At 35.2% G+C, this 18,272-nt stretch carries 15 protein-coding genes; 14 read left to right on the top strand and 1 reads right to left on the bottom strand.

Features of this window, described 5'->3' with window-relative positions:
* Positions 1-2 precede the first annotated feature (2 nt).
* The 5 genes from ES676_RS07845 (at position 3) to ES676_RS07865 (ending at position 9,748) form a co-directional block, all read left to right on the top strand.
* A complete protein-coding gene (locus ES676_RS07845) occupies positions 3-3,155 on the top strand; it encodes a UvrD-helicase domain-containing protein (RefSeq protein WP_148369771.1) in 3,153 nt (1,050 codons plus the stop codon).
* Positions 3,156-3,326: 171 nt separating this feature from the next.
* Positions 3,327-4,520, top strand: coding sequence for a glycine C-acetyltransferase (kbl, locus tag ES676_RS07850; RefSeq protein ID WP_148369772.1), 1,194 nt, complete (start codon positions 3,327-3,329; stop codon positions 4,518-4,520).
* Positions 4,521-4,646: 126 nt separating this feature from the next.
* Entirely contained in the window at positions 4,647-6,080 is a 1,434-nt protein-coding gene (locus tag ES676_RS07855; protein ID WP_148369773.1) for an OmpA family protein, read from the top strand.
* Positions 6,081-6,152: 72 nt separating this feature from the next.
* Positions 6,153-8,903 (top strand): PD-(D/E)XK nuclease family protein, encoded by a 2,751-nt coding sequence (locus ES676_RS07860; protein WP_148369774.1) that lies wholly within the window; start codon positions 6,153-6,155, stop codon positions 8,901-8,903.
* Positions 8,904-8,905: 2 nt separating this feature from the next.
* Complete coding sequence (locus ES676_RS07865) at positions 8,906-9,748, top strand: alpha/beta hydrolase family protein (protein WP_148369775.1); 843 nt, start codon at positions 8,906-8,908, stop codon at positions 9,746-9,748.
* A gap of 3 nt (positions 9,749-9,751) precedes the next feature.
* Here the strand turns inward: ES676_RS07865 and ES676_RS07870 are convergent, their stop codons facing one another.
* Positions 9,752-11,005 carry an NAD(P)/FAD-dependent oxidoreductase gene (locus tag ES676_RS07870; RefSeq protein ID WP_148369776.1) on the bottom strand — a complete coding sequence of 418 codons (1,254 nt, stop codon included), beginning with the start codon at positions 11,003-11,005 and terminating at the stop codon, positions 9,752-9,754.
* A gap of 101 nt (positions 11,006-11,106) precedes the next feature.
* Between ES676_RS07870 and ES676_RS07875 the strand changes: the two genes are divergently transcribed.
* Genes ES676_RS07875 through ES676_RS07915 form a run of 9 tightly spaced genes read left to right on the top strand, consistent with a single transcriptional unit; the run spans position 11,107 to position 18,268 of the window.
* Positions 11,107-12,630: an HAL/PAL/TAL family ammonia-lyase gene (locus ES676_RS07875; RefSeq protein ID WP_148369777.1), complete on the top strand. Its 1,524-nt coding sequence runs from the start codon at positions 11,107-11,109 to the stop codon at positions 12,628-12,630.
* Between the two features lie 15 nt (positions 12,631-12,645).
* Entirely contained in the window at positions 12,646-13,374 is a 729-nt protein-coding gene (gene fabG, locus ES676_RS07880) for a 3-oxoacyl-ACP reductase FabG (RefSeq protein WP_148369778.1), read from the top strand.
* Between the two features lie 24 nt (positions 13,375-13,398).
* Positions 13,399-14,280, top strand: coding sequence for an LpxL/LpxP family acyltransferase (locus ES676_RS07885; protein ID WP_148369779.1), 882 nt, complete (start codon positions 13,399-13,401; stop codon positions 14,278-14,280).
* A gap of 1 nt (position 14,281) precedes the next feature.
* Positions 14,282-14,725: a hypothetical protein gene (locus tag ES676_RS07890; protein ID WP_148369780.1), complete on the top strand. Its 444-nt coding sequence runs from the start codon at positions 14,282-14,284 to the stop codon at positions 14,723-14,725.
* A gap of 8 nt (positions 14,726-14,733) precedes the next feature.
* A complete protein-coding gene (locus ES676_RS07895; RefSeq protein WP_148369781.1) occupies positions 14,734-15,180 on the top strand; it encodes an acyl-CoA thioesterase in 447 nt (148 codons plus the stop codon).
* On the top strand, positions 15,173-16,336 hold the full coding sequence (locus tag ES676_RS07900) for a beta-ketoacyl-[acyl-carrier-protein] synthase family protein (RefSeq protein ID WP_148369782.1): 1,164 nt from the start codon (positions 15,173-15,175) through the stop codon (positions 16,334-16,336). The genes ES676_RS07895 and ES676_RS07900 overlap by 8 nt, the downstream gene beginning before the upstream one ends.
* Positions 16,329-17,390: a methyltransferase gene (locus ES676_RS07905; RefSeq protein ID WP_148369783.1), complete on the top strand. Its 1,062-nt coding sequence runs from the start codon at positions 16,329-16,331 to the stop codon at positions 17,388-17,390. Before ES676_RS07900 ends, ES676_RS07905 begins: the two co-directional genes overlap by 8 nt.
* A 3-nt stretch (positions 17,391-17,393) precedes the next feature.
* Positions 17,394-18,014: a 3-oxoacyl-ACP synthase gene (locus ES676_RS07910; protein WP_148369784.1), complete on the top strand. Its 621-nt coding sequence runs from the start codon at positions 17,394-17,396 to the stop codon at positions 18,012-18,014.
* Positions 18,011-18,268 carry a phosphopantetheine-binding protein gene (locus ES676_RS07915; RefSeq protein ID WP_148369785.1) on the top strand — a complete coding sequence of 86 codons (258 nt, stop codon included), beginning with the start codon at positions 18,011-18,013 and terminating at the stop codon, positions 18,266-18,268. The genes ES676_RS07910 and ES676_RS07915 overlap by 4 nt, the downstream gene beginning before the upstream one ends.
* The last annotated feature ends 4 nt before the right edge of the window (positions 18,269-18,272 follow it).

The raw sequence follows: 18,272 nt of genomic DNA on the forward strand, positions 1-18,272 counted from the left end.
GCATGAGTACTCTACAGCCTTTTACGGTATATAATGCTTCGGCCGGAAGCGGTAAAACCTTTACACTCGTAAAAGAATATCTTAAAATCCTTTTTGCGTCTGCGACTAAAGATCAGTTTAAACATATATTGGCCATTACGTTTACTAACAAAGCGGTTGCCGAAATGAAAGAACGTATTGTCGATACTCTAAAAGAGTTCTCTGATCCTTTAATTATCAGCGAACCTTCAACCATTTTTTCACTTATTTCTGAAGAATTAAATATAGAACCGGAGGTACTTCATCTTAAATCAAAAAAAATATTGAATACCATAATGCATAATTATGCGGCGTTTGATATTTCTACGATTGACGGATTTAATCATCGCTTGATTAGAACGTTTGCTCACGATTTAAAATTACCCTTAAATTTTGAAGTCGATTTAGACTCCGAAACCTTACTAAACGAAGCCGTAGACCGCTTAATCTCTAAAGCCGGAACCGATAAAGCCCTTACCAAAGTACTCATTGATTTTGCTCTTGAAAAAGCAGACGACGATAAAAGCTGGGATGTTGCTCGCGATTTTAATACCATTGCGAAGTTATTAATTAACGAAAACGATTTAAAATACGTAAAAACACTGGAAGGAAAAACCTTAGCAGATTTCAGCAAACTTAAAACCGATTTAATACACGCCATCGCCACCGCCGAAAACAACATACAAAGCAAAGCCGGCTCTGTTTTAGATAGCATTGCGCATAATAATTTAGACACTAAAGATTTTTCTCGTGGCACGTTGCCCAACCATTTTATAAAAGCGAAAGCTTTAAACTTAAACGGACTTTACGATAATCAATTACAGAGCAACATTGCTGAAGGTGTAAAAATTTACACTAAAACGTTAGCTGCCGATAAAAAAGATAGCATCGATAGTTTACTACCAAGAATTGGAGAATTATACGGCGAGATAAAAAAGGAAGTCTATAATTTAAAATTCCTAAACTCTTTTTATAAAAACAGCACACCGCTATCGGTTTTAAATGCCATTAATAACGAACTAAACGCGATAAAAACGGAGCAGAATAAAATGTTGATTTCAGAATTCAATGCTATAATTAGTGACGAATTAAAAAATCAACCCACGCCCTTTATTTACGAACGCATGGGCGAAAAATTCCGCTATTATTTTATAGACGAGTTTCAAGACACTTCCGAAATGCAATGGAGCAATCTCGTGCCCTTAATAGATAATACGTTATCTGGCCAAAATTTAAAAGGCGAGCAAGGCACTGCAATGTTGGTTGGCGATGCGAAACAAGCCATTTACAGATGGCGCGGCGGAAAAGCCGAGCAGTTTATAGACTTGTTTAATGCCACGAGTAAACCTTTTCAAGTGGCCCAAAAACTAGAAAATCTACCGGCAAATTACCGCAGTTACCAAAATATTATTACGTTTAATAATGGTTTTTTTAAATACTTATCGGCGCACGCTTTTAGTCATTTAAACTACGCTAATCTCTACGAAATTGCCCACCAAGATAGCATCAAAAAAGAGAAAGGCTACGTTAATATTGACTTTATAGATTTTGAAGACGGCGATGATAAAAACGAGTTATACCCAGAGTACGTTTTAAATACAATTACCAGCTGTTTAGAAAACGGGTTTACCTTAAAAGAGATCTGTATCATTGTCAGAAAAAAAGACGAAGGCGTTGCTATTGCTCAATATTTAAGTGCTAACGGTATAAAAATAACCTCGTCACAAACGATGTTGATTAATAATTCGCCAGAAGTCCAAGTTGCTAATAGTGTTTTAACGCTGCTTACCAATCCCAATAACGACGAGGCGCGTATTACTATTCTCGATTTTATTGCTCATAAATATAATATTAACGATAAGCACGAATACTACAAACACCATATTAAATTACCTATAAACGAGTTCTTTAAGAGCTTTGAATATTTCGGTATTATTGCAGATCCCAAACAAATAATCCAGTTAGGGCTTTTTGATGTTGCAGAATCTATTGTGCGAACCTTTAAATTAGCTGCTGTTTCGAATGCTTACATTCAGTTTTATTTAGATATTGTTTTAGAATACACGCAAAAAAACATCTCGGATATCTCAGGCTTCTTAGACTATTTCGAAAACAAAAAAGACAAACTGAGTATTGTATCTCCAGAGAATCAAGATGCCGTGCAGATTATGACCATTCACGTATCTAAAGGACTAGAGTTTCCGGTGGTTATTTTTCCTTATGCGCAACAAAACGTCTATGGTGAAGTCGACCCTAAAGAGTGGTTTAAATTAGAGCCGGAGCACTTCAATAATTTCGAATACACTTTATTAAACTATAATAAAGATTTCGAGTTTTACGGGGACGAAGGTTTGCGAATTCACGAAAAACACCAAGCCGAATTAGAACTCGATAACATCAATCTATTATACGTTACACTTACCCGTGCCGTAGAACAACTGTATATTATTGCTAAAAAAGATATTAGTAAAAAGGGCGAAATTAACGAGAAATCGTATTCAGGATTACTCATCAACTATTTATTAAACATTAGCGAATGGCAAGACAACCAGCTCTCCTACAGTTTTGGGAGCCCCACGCGAGAACATATACCAAAGCTAAAAGAGAATAATACAATACAACAACCGGAGTTTATATCTACCGCCAAAGAAGACCACAACATTAACATTGTTACCAACGCGGGGTATATGTGGGACACCAAACAGCAAGACGCGATAGAAAAAGGGAATTTAGTGCACGATATAATGGCTCAAATTGACTCCGAAATCGATATAGAAAACGTAATGCACCAATTTTTAACCTCCGGCACTATTAACGCATTGCAATCGCAAGAATTAAAAAACACGATAGACAGCATTATAAACCATCCAGAATTAAAGTCTTACTTTAGCACAACGCACACCATTTATAACGAACGCGATATTATCACCAAAACGGGTAAACTCGTGCGTCCCGATCGTTTGGTTATTAATACAAATAACGAGGTTGTAATAATAGATTATAAAACAGGGTTGTTTAATCCAAAACATCAGCACCAGTTGCAAGACTACCAAGATGTTTTAGAAGAGATGCAGTTCAAAGTAACAAAGAAAATATTAGTTTATATAAACGAAAGTATTTCAATTAAAACCTATTAAAATATCAGGTTTACAGTTAAAATTATGGCGTTCCTATAAATTACCAAAAAATAATTTATAGGCGTGTCATTCACTATATCTTTTTTTAACGCAAAAGGCGCTAAAAAAAAGGATGTCGTTACTACCACTAACGCAAAAACATTATTAAATTTGTAAAAATATCTAAAAGACATGTACGGTAAAATTCAACAACATTTGCAAAACGAAATTAAAGAGATTAAAGATAATGGTCTTTTTAAAACGGAACGTATTATTACATCTCCTCAAGGTGCAGAAATCACTTTAAATACAGGAGAAAACGTATTAAATTTTTGTGCTAACAATTATTTGGGCTTGTCCTCACATCCCGACGTTATCCAAGCCGCCAAAGATACTATGGATACGCACGGATTTGGTATGTCTTCAGTGCGTTTTATTTGTGGTACTCAAGACATTCATAAAACATTAGAACAAAAAATAGCCGATTTCTACGGTACCGAAGACACTATTTTGTACGCCGCTGCTTTCGATGCTAACGGAGGTGTTTTCGAACCGCTTTTAGGAAAAGAAGATGCTATTATTTCAGATTCTTTAAATCACGCTTCCATTATAGACGGTGTTCGTTTATGTAAAGCAGCACGATATCGCTACGAAAACAGCAATATGGAAGATTTAGAAAAGCAACTTATTGCAGCCAACGAAAACGGAGCACGGTTTAAAATCATCGTTACCGATGGTGTATTTTCTATGGACGGTATTGTAGCGCCATTAGATAAGATTTGCGATTTAGCAGATAAGTACGATGCTTTAGTAATGATCGACGAATGCCACGCCACAGGGTTTATTGGCGATACAGGTATTGGAACCCTTGAAGAAAAAGGTGTTTTAGGACGTATCGACATTATTACAGGAACACTTGGCAAAGCTATGGGTGGTGCTATGGGAGGTTATACAACCGCTAAAAAAGAAGTTATTGAATTATTAAGACAACGTTCTAGACCGTACTTATTTTCGAACTCCTTGGCCCCGGCAATTGTAGGCGCCTCTATAAAAGTATTCGATATGCTAGCTAACGATACTAGTTTATTAGAGCAACTTAAATGGAATACAACTTATTTAAAGAAAGGATTAAAGGACGCTGGTTTCGATATTATCGATGGCGACTCGGCAATTGTACCCGTTATGCTTTACGATGCTAAATTAGCTCAAACAATGGCAAACAAACTTTTAGAAGAAGGTATTTATGTTATTGGCTTTTTCTTCCCCGTTGTACCAAAAGATAAAGCAAGAATAAGAGTACAACTATCGGCTGCGCATACTAAAGAACATTTAGATAAAGCACTCACTGCCTTTATTAAAGTTGGAAAAACATTAGAACTTATTTAGAACCATTCATTATAAATCAATAAATAGTTGCTTTAAACAATATTTTTATATATTTGTCTTTGTTAATAATATATAACAACTTATTTTCGCTTCTTAATTAACACTTAAAATTAAAATTTTTTGAATATGAAAAATCTTAGCAGATTATTATTTACACTGATGCTTTTAGTAAGCTTTTCTAATGTAAATGCACAAGACGAAAACAATCCTTGGGCTATCAGTTTTGGTATAAACGCTGTAGACGTTTATCCAGTTGGAGAAGACGCTCCACAAGGAGATTACTTCGACGAATTCTTCAATGCATCAGGCCACTGGAGTATTTTACCTTCTTTATCAACAGTTTCTGTTTCTAATTATGTAGGTAATAACTTTACAGTTCAAGCTGGTGGATCTATCAACAAGATCACTAACTGGGGACAATTTGAAACTAACGCAGGTGATGTTGATGTTCATGTAAATGACTTATCTTACTACGCTGTGGACGGAAATGTAAAATATAACTTCGCTGATTTATTAAACAGCAAAAGATTGGAGCCAGCTATCGGAATCGGTGGTGGTTACACTTGGATCGAAGAAGGAAAATACAATGACAATAACGCAGGTGGTAAAGAAGCTATCGGTGCAGGAACATTAAATGGGTCTTTAGGTTTAACGTATTGGTTTACTGAAAATTTAGGTTTCTTTGTAGAGTCTAAATACAAACATTCTTTCGAAGATTACTTAACTAAACATTTCCAACACTCTGCAGGTTTTACTGTTAAGTTTGGTGGAACAGATAGTGATGGTGACGGAATCTACGACAAAGACGACGCTTGTCCAGAAGTTTTTGGATTAGAAGCTTTCAACGGTTGTCCTGATACTGATGGTGATGGAATTGAAGACAGTAAAGATGCGTGTCCTAACGAAGCTGGTTTAGCTGAGTTAAACGGTTGTCCTGATACTGACGGCGACGGTGTAATTGACAGTGAAGATGATTGTCCAGAAGTAAAAGGTCTTAAATCTTTAAACGGATGTCCTGATGCTGACGGTGATGGTGTTGCTGACAAAGATGACAAATGTCCTAACGAAGCAGGTGCTGTTGCAAACGACGGATGTCCTTGGCCAGATGCTGACGGTGACGGTGTTGCTGATAAAGATGACAAATGTCCTAACGAAGCTGGTACTGTTGCTAATAACGGTTGTCCTGAAGTAGTATTACCTACTCAAGAAGTTATGGATAAATTAAATAGCTACTCAAGAACTATTTTATTTAACACAGGAAAATCTAACTTCCAAAAACAATCTTTCGAAGTGTTGCAAAACATCACAGCGATATTAAAAGAATATCCAGATGCTTCTTTCTCTTTAGAAGGTCACACTGATAGTGTTGGCGCTAAATCTTCAAACCAGATATTATCTGAAAGAAGAGCTAACTCAGTAAGAGATTACTTAATCGCTAACGGAATTGCTGCTAAAAGATTAACAGCAAAAGGTTTCGGTGAAGTTGCTCCTATAGATTCTAACGCTACAAGAAGTGGTAGAGCAAACAACAGACGTACAGATATTAAACTTGTAAAATAAGTTTATCTTACATTCTCAATAAGTTTTAAAAAAAACGCTTCGGTTATCCGAAGCGTTTTTTATTTTTATACAATGAAAAGTTTTATTTTTGATGTGTTAAATGACTTAAATAATAGAGATGCAGATTTCTCAAATCTCACCTTTATATTACCTAGCAAAAGAGCTGGTGTATTTTTAAGACAAGAACTTTCTACACTGGTAGAAAAAACTATATTTTCCCCTAAAATTATTAGTATCGAAGAGTTCGTAGAAGAACTTGCAGAACTAAAAACTATAACCAATACAGAGCTCTTATTCGAGTTCTATAATAGCTACTTAGAACTCACACCGAGAAGAGAGAGAGAAGCCTTTGAGTCCTTCTCTAAATGGGCGCAAATACTACTTCAAGATTTTAATGAAATTGATCGCTATCTTATTCCTCAAAAAGAGATATTCGATTATCTAAGCGCCATAAAGAAATTAGACCATTGGTCACTAGAACCAGAAAAAACAGAGTTTGTAAGTAACTATCTTAAGTTCTGGGATAAACTAAAAGTATATTACAACCACTTCAATACGTCCTTAATGGCAAGGAAATCGGGATACCAAGGTTTGGTATACAGAGAAGCTGCCAATAATATTGACGCGTACTGTGCCGCTAACCCAAACAAATCACATATATTTTTAGGATTTAACGCGCTGAACACTGCCGAGGAAACCATTATACAAAAGCTACTAGATAGTACAATGGCAGAAATTTTCTGGGATATCGATACTTCCTTCTTAGAAAACCCTATTCATGATGCTGCCTTATTCACCAGGAAACACAAAAAGAATTGGCCGTACTTTAAATCCCACCCTTTTAATTGGGTCACTGAAAACTATAAAAAAGAGAACAACATAACGTTGTATGGCGTACCTAAAAACATAGGGCAGGCTAAAACAGTAGGGGCAATTTTAGATACGATTATAATTGAAAATCCCGAACTAAAAAGTACAGCCGTGGTTTTAGGAGATGAAAATTTACTTATCCCAATTCTTAATTCCATACCTAAAAAGATCGATGCTCTCAATATTACGATGGGATTTCCGTTACAATCCATTCCTTTGGCCTCACTATTCGAACTGCTTTTTACCATTCATAAAAAAGGGCAGCAAACCTTTTATTATAAAGATGTTATTAGCGTATTATCGCATCAGTTTATAAAACCACTTTTCGAAAACGATGACAATAACGAGGCTTCAAAAATTATTGAAGCTATTAAAATCAATAATCTTGTTTATCTCTCACTCGAAGATTTAAAAACATACAGTTCTAACCCACTAACTACACTTCTATTTTCTAATTGGCAAAACAATTCGCAACAAGCCATTTCTAATTGTTTTAATATTATTACGACAATAAAAGAACATCTTTCAGAAAATAAAAGTAATAATCTATTATCCTTAGAGCACCTATTCCGCTTTAACACCTTGTTTAACGAATTGTACCGCTTAAATGAAAGCTATAACCATATCAAAGATATTTCGGCGTTATATAGCATTTATAATGAATTACTAAGTTCTGAAACGCTAGATTTTAAAGGAGAACCGTTACAAGGTTTACAAGTTATGGGAATGTTAGAATCTCGTGTTTTAGATTTTGAAACCGTAATTTTAACGTCGGTAAACGAAGGGATACTACCCTCGGGAAAAAGCAATAATTCGTTTATTCCATTCGACGTAAAAATTGAGAACAACTTACCAACCTATAAAGAAAAGGATGCCGTTTACACGTATCACTTTTACAGATTATTACAACGAGCAAAAAATATTTATATACTCTATAATACAGAACCTGATGCTTTGACTGGTGGTGAAAAAAGCAGATTCATCAACCAGCTGCAACTAGAGAATATTCACCAGATTAAACATCATATAGTGGTACCGCAAGTGCCGACTTTAGATATTAGTCTAAAAGAGGTGTTAAAGACAGATAGCGCCATTGTAAAGCTTAAAGAGGTCGCTAAAAACGGGTTTTCGCCATCTTCGCTAACCAGTTATATGAGAAATCCCTTAGCCTTCTACTATCAAAAACTATTAGGTATTAAAGATCTTGAGGATGTCGAAGAAACAGTGGCAGCGAACACCTTAGGAACCGTTGTTCACGATACATTGGAGGCGCTCTACGAACCGTTTATAAATGTACTTTTAACGGTGGACAATATTAAAGAAATGAAGTCTAAAATTGAAGATTTAATTACACATTTCTTTAAAAAGCAATACAAAGATGGCGATTTAACCAAAGGTAAAAACCTCATCATATTCGAAATTGCAAAACGTTATGTGCTAAATTTCTTAAACATCGAAATAAAAGATTTAAAACAAGGCAATACCATAAAAATTATCGCCTTAGAGCAGAAAAGTGATATCCCAATCGATATTCCAGAACTGGGCTTTAAAGTAGCACTTCGCGGTACTGTAGATCGTGTGGACGAATATAATGGCGTAACGAGAATAATCGATTATAAAACAGGAAAAGTAACCCCTGGGGAAGTGAGTATTCTCGATTGGGAAGACATTACCACCGATTATAAAAAATACAGCAAAAGTTTTCAAATATTGACATATGCGTATATGATACACGCGCAAAAACCCTTAAACTTTCCTGTTGAAGCCGGTATCATTTCATTTAAAAATTTGAGTTCAGGCGTTATGAAATTTGGAGTAAAAGAGTCTCCTTATGCCAAAACAAAAGACTCTTTAATTACACAAGACACGCTAAACCATTTCGAAAAAGAACTAAAGAAACTTATTATTGAGATTTGTAATCCAGAGATTCCATTTATTGAAAAAGAAGTGTAGTTATGATTAAAAAAAACCAGGTATTAGATAGAAACAATCAGAAACCTATTGTTTACGACACGTTTAACAAAACACCAAACACGAAAAAACCGTTAGTTATTTTCTGCCACGGCTACAAAGGCTTTAAAGATTGGGGTGCTTGGAATCGTGTTGCGGAACAATTTATGACTGCTAATTTATTTTTTGTTAAGTTCAATTTTTCTCATAATGGTGGCACGACAGAAAACCCTATTGACTTCCCCGATTTAAACGCGTTTGCAGAAAATAATTACACAAAGGAATTAGACGATTTAGAAGCGATTTTATCGTATTTCACTCAAACCGATACTCCGTATTCTAAAGAAATAGACTTAAATAATATCACTGTTATCGGTCATTCTCGTGGTGGTGGAATAGCCATTCTAAAAGCCGCAGAAAACACTAAAATCACCAAACTTATTACGTGGGCGAGTGTTAGCGATTTTAGCACGCGCAGTTCTACAATTGGCAATTTAGAACAATGGAAAAAAGACGGTGTGAAATATGTTCTAAACGGAAGAACACATCAGAACATGCCCCATAATATTCAGTTTTATAATGATTTTTTAGACAATAAAGAACGTTTAAATATAGAAACGGCCGAAAAAGCACTTAGTATCCCGCATCTTATTATCCATGCAGAAAACGATCCCTCAGTAGCCTTTAAAGAAGCCCGACAATTACACAAATGGAATACAAATAGTGAACTTGTACCCCTACACAATAGCGATCACGTATTTGGAGCAAAACACCCTTGGGAGCAACAAGCACTTCCTGAAGCTTTACAAACTGTCGTGTCTAAAAGCATCGCATTTATAAAAAGCTAATCTCTATGTCGACTTAGAATCGTTCGATTTCTCCATATCAATTAAATAGGCTAAAGACTTTACCAAACGGTCGTGTTTACTTACGAAAGGATTACTTTTATCCCAAACATACCCAGCTAAAACAGCACAAATCTGCTCTTTATTCGCTTTATTTTCTGGCTGATGAAAAAATAAGGTTTGCAAATTACCAGTATACCATTCTTTCACATACGTTGAAAATACAGAAACACCATATTTAATATAATCCGAGTATTCAGTTTCCCAATTTACCGACTCATTATTTAATTCTTTTACAATAAGTTTTGAAGCCAACAACGCCGATTCTGTAGCGAAAGTCACGCCCGAAGAAAAAACAGGATCTAAAAACTCCGCGCTATTACCAGTTAGTGCATAACCCTTACCATATAATTGCTTTACGGCTTTAGAATAATTTTTAATTTCTTTGGGTTCGAAAAGTAATGGCACATCTTCAAATCTTTCAGAATAATGTTTTGATAATTTAAGCATCTCACGAATACGCTCCGTAGTACTTCCTTTAAAGGATTCTATAAAATCGATAGGGCCCACAAATCCAATACTCGTTACGCCATTAGAAAAAGGAATCACCCAAAACCAAGACTCGGTATTAATAATATCGAATGTAATTAAAGTGCCTTCCTTACCTTCCGGCCTATTACTATCGTTAACGTGGGTGAATATAGAGGCGTGTTTTGCTAAGCTTGATGGCTTCTCTAAATCTAATAATCGTGGCAATACACGACCATAACCACTAGAATCTATAATATACTTTGCATAAATAGAAGACTCTTCTCCATCTTTGCTTATTACTGTTGTTTTAGAGCTTCCGTCGGTATTAAAAATGACATCAATGACTTCATTTTCGAAAGCTATATTCACCCCTTTTCGCGTCAACTCATCGGTTAAAAGTTTATCGAAATCGGCTCTCGGTAATTGCCATGTCCAATTCCAACCTTCTGTAAACTTCTCTTTGAAATCGAACTCACATACAGCGTCACCTTTAATAAACCGCGCACCAGTTTTCACTTCAAAATCACCTTGTTTTATAACGTCTAGCAGGCCAACTTCATCAAAATGATCCATACAACGTGGAATTAAGCTTTCCCCAATTACAAATCTTGGAAACTTACTTTTTTCAATGACTTTTATAGATATCCCTTGGTTAAAAAGGTAAGCTGCCGCGACGCTACCCGAAGGTCCAGCTCCTATTATTAAAACATCGATATTAATATCGTCCATCGCTATTTAGTATAGAATAATTAATTATTATAAATTTACGTCCAAAAATAACTACTTTGCGATTGGTTATGACATTATAATTAACATTCTTAACAAAAGAAATGCTCACATTAAAGGGAAACTTAACTATTGAAGACTTTAAAGCCGTTATTTTTGATTGTAAAAACATTGAAATAGACGCATCGGTTTATACCACCGTAGAGCAAAGCTTCAACTTTCTTAAAGAGTTTTCAGAGAACAAAGTGATTTATGGCGTAAACACGGGTTTTGGGCCTATGGCTCAGTATAAAATTGCCGATTCTGATCGCATTGAACTTCAATATAATTTAATACGAAGTCACGCTTCGGGAACTGGAAATATCATTCCTGAAGCCTATGTAAAAGCAAGTATGCTAGCGCGTTTAAAAACGTTATCGCTAGGGTATTCTGGCGTTCATAGATCGGCTATAGAATTAATGTCTAGTTTAATAAATAAAGACATCACGCCTCTTATTTTCGAACACGGCGGCGTTGGTGCTAGTGGGGATTTAGTGCAATTGGCACATTTAGCATTAGTTTTAATTGGGGAAGGAGAAGTGTTTTATAAAGGGATACGACAAGACACTGCAACCGTTTTTAAAGCTGAAGGTCTAAAACCAATGCAAATAGAATTGCGAGAAGGTTTAGCTTTAATGAATGGCACCTCGGTAATGACGGGCATCGGGATGCTAAATACAATTAATACTAAAACACTTTTACAATGGATGGTAGTCTGCTCATCGGCAATAAATGAAATTGTTGAAGCTTACGATGATCATTTATCATTAGAATTAAACCAATCTAAAAGACATAAAGGACAGCGCGCTATTGCAGAAATGATGCGTTCTCATTTATCCGACAGCAAATTAACACGTAAAAGAGAACATCATTTATATAAAGAACACCACACCGAAGACGATGTGTTTACCGATAAGGTTCAAGAATATTATTCGTTACGCTGCGTACCGCAAATTTTGGGACCTGTTTTAGACACTCTGAATACTGTAGAATCGGTATTAACGCAAGAGGTGAATTCGGCTAACGACAACCCCATTACAGACGTAAAAAGTAGAAGTGTATATCACGGCGGCAATTTCCACGGTGATTATGTCGCTTTAGAAATGGATAAGCTTAAAATTGTCGTGACAAAAATGAGTATGCTCGCAGAACGCCAATTAAACTACCTATTAAATCCGCAGTTAAACAATAAACTTCCAGCCTTTGTAAACCTTGGAAAATTAGGTTTAAATTTCGGAATGCAAGGTGTACAATTTACAGCAACCTCAACAACTGCAGAAAATCAGATGCTTTCGAACCCTATGTACGTGCACAGTATTCCTAACAATAACGACAATCAAGATATTGTGAGTATGGGAACAAATGCCGCATTAACGACAAAAAAAGTTATAGAAAACGGTTTCGAAGTGGTCGCAATAGAGTTAATGACCATTGTACAAGCCATAGACTATTTAAATATACAAAACGATGTGTCTTCAAAAACAAAAACGATATATAGTCAAATACGTAAATTAGTACCTGCCTTTACAAAAGACCCTATTATGTATCCCTATGTAAATGCGGTCAAAAAATTTATAATGAAACCCTAAGATTACTTTAAAAAAATGAAATACGCTTTAGTAACAGGAGGATCCCGTGGTATAGGTAAAGCCATTTGCTTACAGTTGGCAAAAGATACAGAGTACCATATTTTAATAAATTACAAAACAAATAAAGAGGCCGCTTTAGAGACTTTAAATGCTATTGAAGCCTTAGGAGGAAAAGCGACTCTTTTACCATTTGATGTTACGAACTACGCTGCTGTAAAAACGGCATTAAACGAATGGAAAATCGTCAACGAAAACTCAGTTATTGAGGTGTTAGTCAACAACGCAGGTATTACAAAAGACAATTTATTTTTGTGGTTATCGCCTAACGATTGGTCTCAAGTCATAAACACCTCGGTTAACGGCTTCTACAACGTTACACACAATCTTATACAAGAGATGCTTCTTAATAAATTTGGACGTATTATTAATATGGTTTCCGTTTCTGGTTTAAAAGGCACACCGGGACAAACAAATTATTCAGCCGCGAAAGGGGCAATAATTGCTGCTACCAAAGCTTTGGCGCAAGAGGTTGCAAAGAAAAAAATAACAGTAAATGCAGTCGCACCGGGTTTTATTAGAACAGATATGACGAGCGCTTTAGACGAAAAAGAACTTAAAAAAAGTATTCCAGCGCATCGTTTTGGTGCTCCAGAGGAAGTTGCACATTTGGTTTCATTTTTAGCTTCCGAAAAAGCATCCTATATTACCGGCGAAACCATAAGCATTAACGGCGGTATTTACTAAAATAAGATTTTTAATTTTTAAATAATGGCAACAAAATGGGATGGTAAATCAAGAGGAACCGTTTTGGGTTTTAAAGTATTTATCTTTTTTATAAAAAACTTTGGTATTAATGCTGCTTATGTATTAATGCATTTACCGGTACCTTATTTTTGCTTATTTTCCAGAAAGAATGTTCGCGGTTTACAGTATTACTTCAATAAAAGATTACAGTATTCTTGGCTTAAAAGCTCGCTAAGTATTTACAAAACGTATTTTGTTTTCGGACAAACCTTAATAGATAAAGTAGCTATTTCTGCGGGACTACGAGAAAATTATACTTACGAGTTTGATGGCGAACATCGTATTGAAGAGGTTTTAGCGCAAAAAAAAGGAGGTATTCTTATTAGTGCGCATATTGGTAATTTCGAATTGGCGCAGTTTTTTTTTAGAGAGCGTTTAGCAGATCAATCCATAAGCATTGTTATTACCGATCAAGACCATCAGGAAATAAAAGATTATCTCGATCAATTCCTGAAAAAAAATGAGATAAAATTCATTATTGTAAAAGAAGATATGTCGCATGTTTTCGAAATTAATGCGGCTTTAGCTCAAAATAGAATTATTTGTATTTCAGGCGATCGTTATTTGCAAAACAACAAATATATGGAAGAGGAATTGCTTGGTAAAACAGCAAAATTCCCTATGGGCCCTTTTCATTTAGCGAGTCGTTTAAAAGTGCCTGTTTTATTTGTTTACGTTTTACGAGAACCTAAAAAGCATTACCATTTATATGCCAGCCATGTCGACGTTAAAGCACAAGACGCTAAAGATTTACTTAAAAAATACACGACTAATTTAGAAAAGGTTATTAAGAAATATCCGTTGCAATGGTTTAACTTTTACGATTTCTGGGATGACGTTAAATAAGATGAAAGACCACGATTTTATATTACCCATTTCGAATATAGACGTAATAAAACAACTTATTCCGCATCGTGAACCTATGATAATGGTGGATGGTTTACTGCATTTTGAAGGCCGAATGGCACGTGCAACATTAACTATTTTAAAAGAGAATATTTTTATTGAAAACAATAGATTATCTGAAACCGGCCTACTAGAACATATGGCGCAAACAGCAGCTTTGCATACCGGTTACAAGTTTAAATCTAAAAATAAAAATGTAAAAGAAGGAATGATTGCCGCTATTAAATCGGCTTCCATTTTAAATGTACCACAAGTAAATGACACCATAATAAGTGAAGTTTATATAACTTACGAGGCTGAAATGCTATCAATGGTTTCTATAACTACTACTTTACACGATGACATTATTGCCTCGGCACAAATGAATACCGTTTTAAAAGATTAATTATAATAATGACGTACAAAACACAAGTCCCCTCTCATTTAACACATAAACACAGTCTTCGCGTGCGTTTTAGCGAGGTTGATTCGTTACAAATTGTTTGGCACGGACATTATATAAACTATTTTGAAGATGGCAGAGAAGCATTTGGGCGTCAATTTGGCTTATCCTATTTAGAGATCAAAAAAGAAGGTTACGCCACGCCCATTGTAAACACAAATACGTCGCACAAACTACCGCTGCGTTATGGAGATATCGCATATATTGAAACGACGTATATTAATACAGCTGCCGCAAAACTGCAGTTTTCTTATTGTATTAAAAATGAAGCGAACCAAATTATTTGCACAGGAGAAACCATCCAAGTATTTACCAAATTAGATAACGGAGAAATGGCATTATTACATCCTGAGTTTTATAAACAATGGAAAACTAAACACAACCTTTTAAATGTCTAAAGTATATCTCTCACATCATAATATTGTTTCTGCTTTAGGTTTTACTGCCGAAAGGGTAGTACTAAATATAAAAAATAAAGTTTCTGGAATTTTCTTAATAGATGATCCAGCGTATTTACACATCCCGTTTTATGGTTCGGTAATTCCTCCAAACGATTTAGAAGCAGCTTTCAAACCTTTAGAAACAACAAAAAAATACACGAAACTTGAAAAAATGATGTTGCTCTCGCTGCAGCGAACAATTGAAGCTTCAAATGTTTCTTTAGATAAAAATGTCGGACTTATTATTTCTTCAACAAAAGGAAATATCGACGTGTTAAACAACTCTTCATTTCCTGAAGACCGCGCCTATTTAAGTACTTTAGGCACTGAAATTAAAGACTATTTCGGATTTAAAAACGAGGCTATTGTATTGTCTAACGCTTGTGTTTCTGGGCTTTTGGCAACCGCCATTGCAAAACGCTACATTAAAGAAGGTGTTTACAATCACGTTTTTATTGTCGGTGGTGACACGGTAAACCCTTTTGTCTTATCTGGATTCAATTCGTTTCAAGCAATGGCCGATTCGCCATGTAAACCTTACGACAAAAATAGAACAGGAGTAAATTTAGGCGAAGCAGCTGCTAGTGTTTTGGTGACCTCGCAACGAGAATATTTATGCCCTGAAGCTGTAGAAATTTTAGGTGATGGATCATGTAACGATGCCAACCACATTTCTGGACCATCTCGTACAGGCGAAGGATTATTTAGATGTGTAAGCGCTGCCATTGCAGAAGCTAATATAGCAACTCAAGACATCGATTTTATTTCTGCTCACGGTACCGCAACTCTTTTTAATGACGAAATGGAAGCTATCGCTTTTAACCGATTAAGTTTATGTACCACTCCTATTCACAGTTTAAAAGGTTACTTTGGGCATACTTTAGGGGCTTCAGGCCTAATAGAAACACTTGTTGGGATGCATAGTTTACATCAAAACACCTTATTTAAATCTTTGGGATACGATACACTGGGTGTTTCAAAATCTTTAAATATTATAGAAAAAACCATCTCCAACACTAATACCATATTTTTAAAAACAGCATCAGGTTTTGGAGGGTCCAATACCGCTGTTTTATTTAAAAAAGCACAGACAGAAAAATTAACAAATGACTAAAAAAACAACTAGCGCAATCAATGCATTAGAGGAAGCTCATAAAATTGCTTTTGCACCCTTCGTATTTCAATCTTCGGTGTCATTAAAAAAGCTAGGCGTTTTAACACTAATTTTCGAACATCGAAAAAAAGGAGGTCTCTCGATAGAAGAAATTTCTGAGCAATTATCTATTAGCACGTATGGTCTTGGCGTTTTATTAGAAATTGCAGAAAGCGCAAACCTTGTAGAAAAAACAAAAGAGAAATACAGTCTCACAAAAACTGGATATTTTCTAAATTTTGATAAAACAGTTGCCGTTAACCTCAATTTTACAAACGATGTGTGTTACGAAGGTTTATACCATTTAAATGAGGCTATAAAAAACGAAAAACCTGAAGGTTTAAAAGTCTTTGGGGACTGGGATACTATTTACGAGGGGCTTTCGGAATTAGAGCCCGAAACACAAAAATCGTGGTTTGAATTCGATCATCATTATTCTGATGGTATTTTTGAAGAAGCCTTGGATTACGTTTTTAGAAATAACCCGAAAACTATTTTCGATATTGGAGGTAATACAGGAAAATTTGCTTTGCATTGTTTACGCACTAATCCTTCAGTCGCGATTAAAATATTCGATTTACCAGGACAATTAAATAAAGCATTAAAGACAATTGAAGCTGCAGGTTTTAAAAATCGCGTTTCAGGACAAAGTATTAATTGGCTACTTCCTACCCCCGAAATTAAGGGTTCTCCAGATGTTATTTGGATGAGCCAATTTCTAGATTGCTTTTCAGAATCTGAGATCATTACTATTTTATCGACGTGTGTAAAAGCAATGACTGCCAAAACAGAACTTATAATTGTTGAAACATTTACCGACAGACAAAAATTTGAAAAGGCTAAATTTGCTTTAGAAGCCACATCTCTTTACTTTACAGCCTTGGCCAACGGAACCAGTAAAATGTATCCTGCCAATGTGTTTAAAAAATTAATTGAGAAAGCAGGTTTAACCCTAACAGAAGACCATCCGCTTGGCGATTACCATACACTGCTCGTTTGTAAAAAAAGAGATTAACCTGTGACTAAAAATATTTACATAGAATCGTATTGCACCATAAAAAATAAAGTGGTGTCTTTAAACGGTACCCCTATTTTTTCTGACGATACACCAGAGTTTTCAGCATTTATAAAACAAGCCGCAAAGCAATTAAACACGAACTATCCTAAGTTTTTTAAAATGGATAATTTGAGTAAACTGGCTTTTTTGACTGCCGATATTCTATTAAAAAACGCCAATTTATCACCCACCAAAGAACACAATATTGCGTTGCTTTTATCTAATAAAGCGTCGAGTTTAGATACCGATAGAAAGCATCAAAATACCATTATAGATCCGGATAATTATTACCCAAGTCCGTCGCTATTTGTGTATACACTCCCAAATATTTGCCTTGGAGAAATAAGTATTAAGCACAAGTTACTTTCTGAAAATAGTTTTTTTATCTTTGAGCGCTTTAACGCAGACCATTTACACCTTAATTCAAGCTACTTATTAAACACTAACAAAGCAGAAAAAACACTTTGCGGTTGGGTAGATTTCGACGGAAACAACTATGATGCCTTTTTGTACATAGTAGGAAAAAATGGTACTATTAATCACAATACAGAAGAAATAACAAGACTATACAATACCCCATGAGCAACTTAATACAAGAACTGAAAGAAAATATTATAGAGCTTCTAAATTTAGAAGAGTTTTCTGTTGAAGATATAAATGATGACGATGCCCTTTTTGGAGACGGCTTAGGACTCGATTCTATTGATGCTTTAGAATTAATGGTAATGTTAGATAAAGACTACGGTATTAAATTAACAGACCCAAAAGAAGGAAAAGAGATTTTTCAATCTATTGCGGTTTTAGCTGATTACATTGAAAAAAACAGAGCAAAATAACGCC

Source organism: Bizionia saleffrena (assembly GCF_008086175.1).
Taxonomy (GTDB): domain Bacteria; phylum Bacteroidota; class Bacteroidia; order Flavobacteriales; family Flavobacteriaceae; genus Bizionia; species Bizionia saleffrena.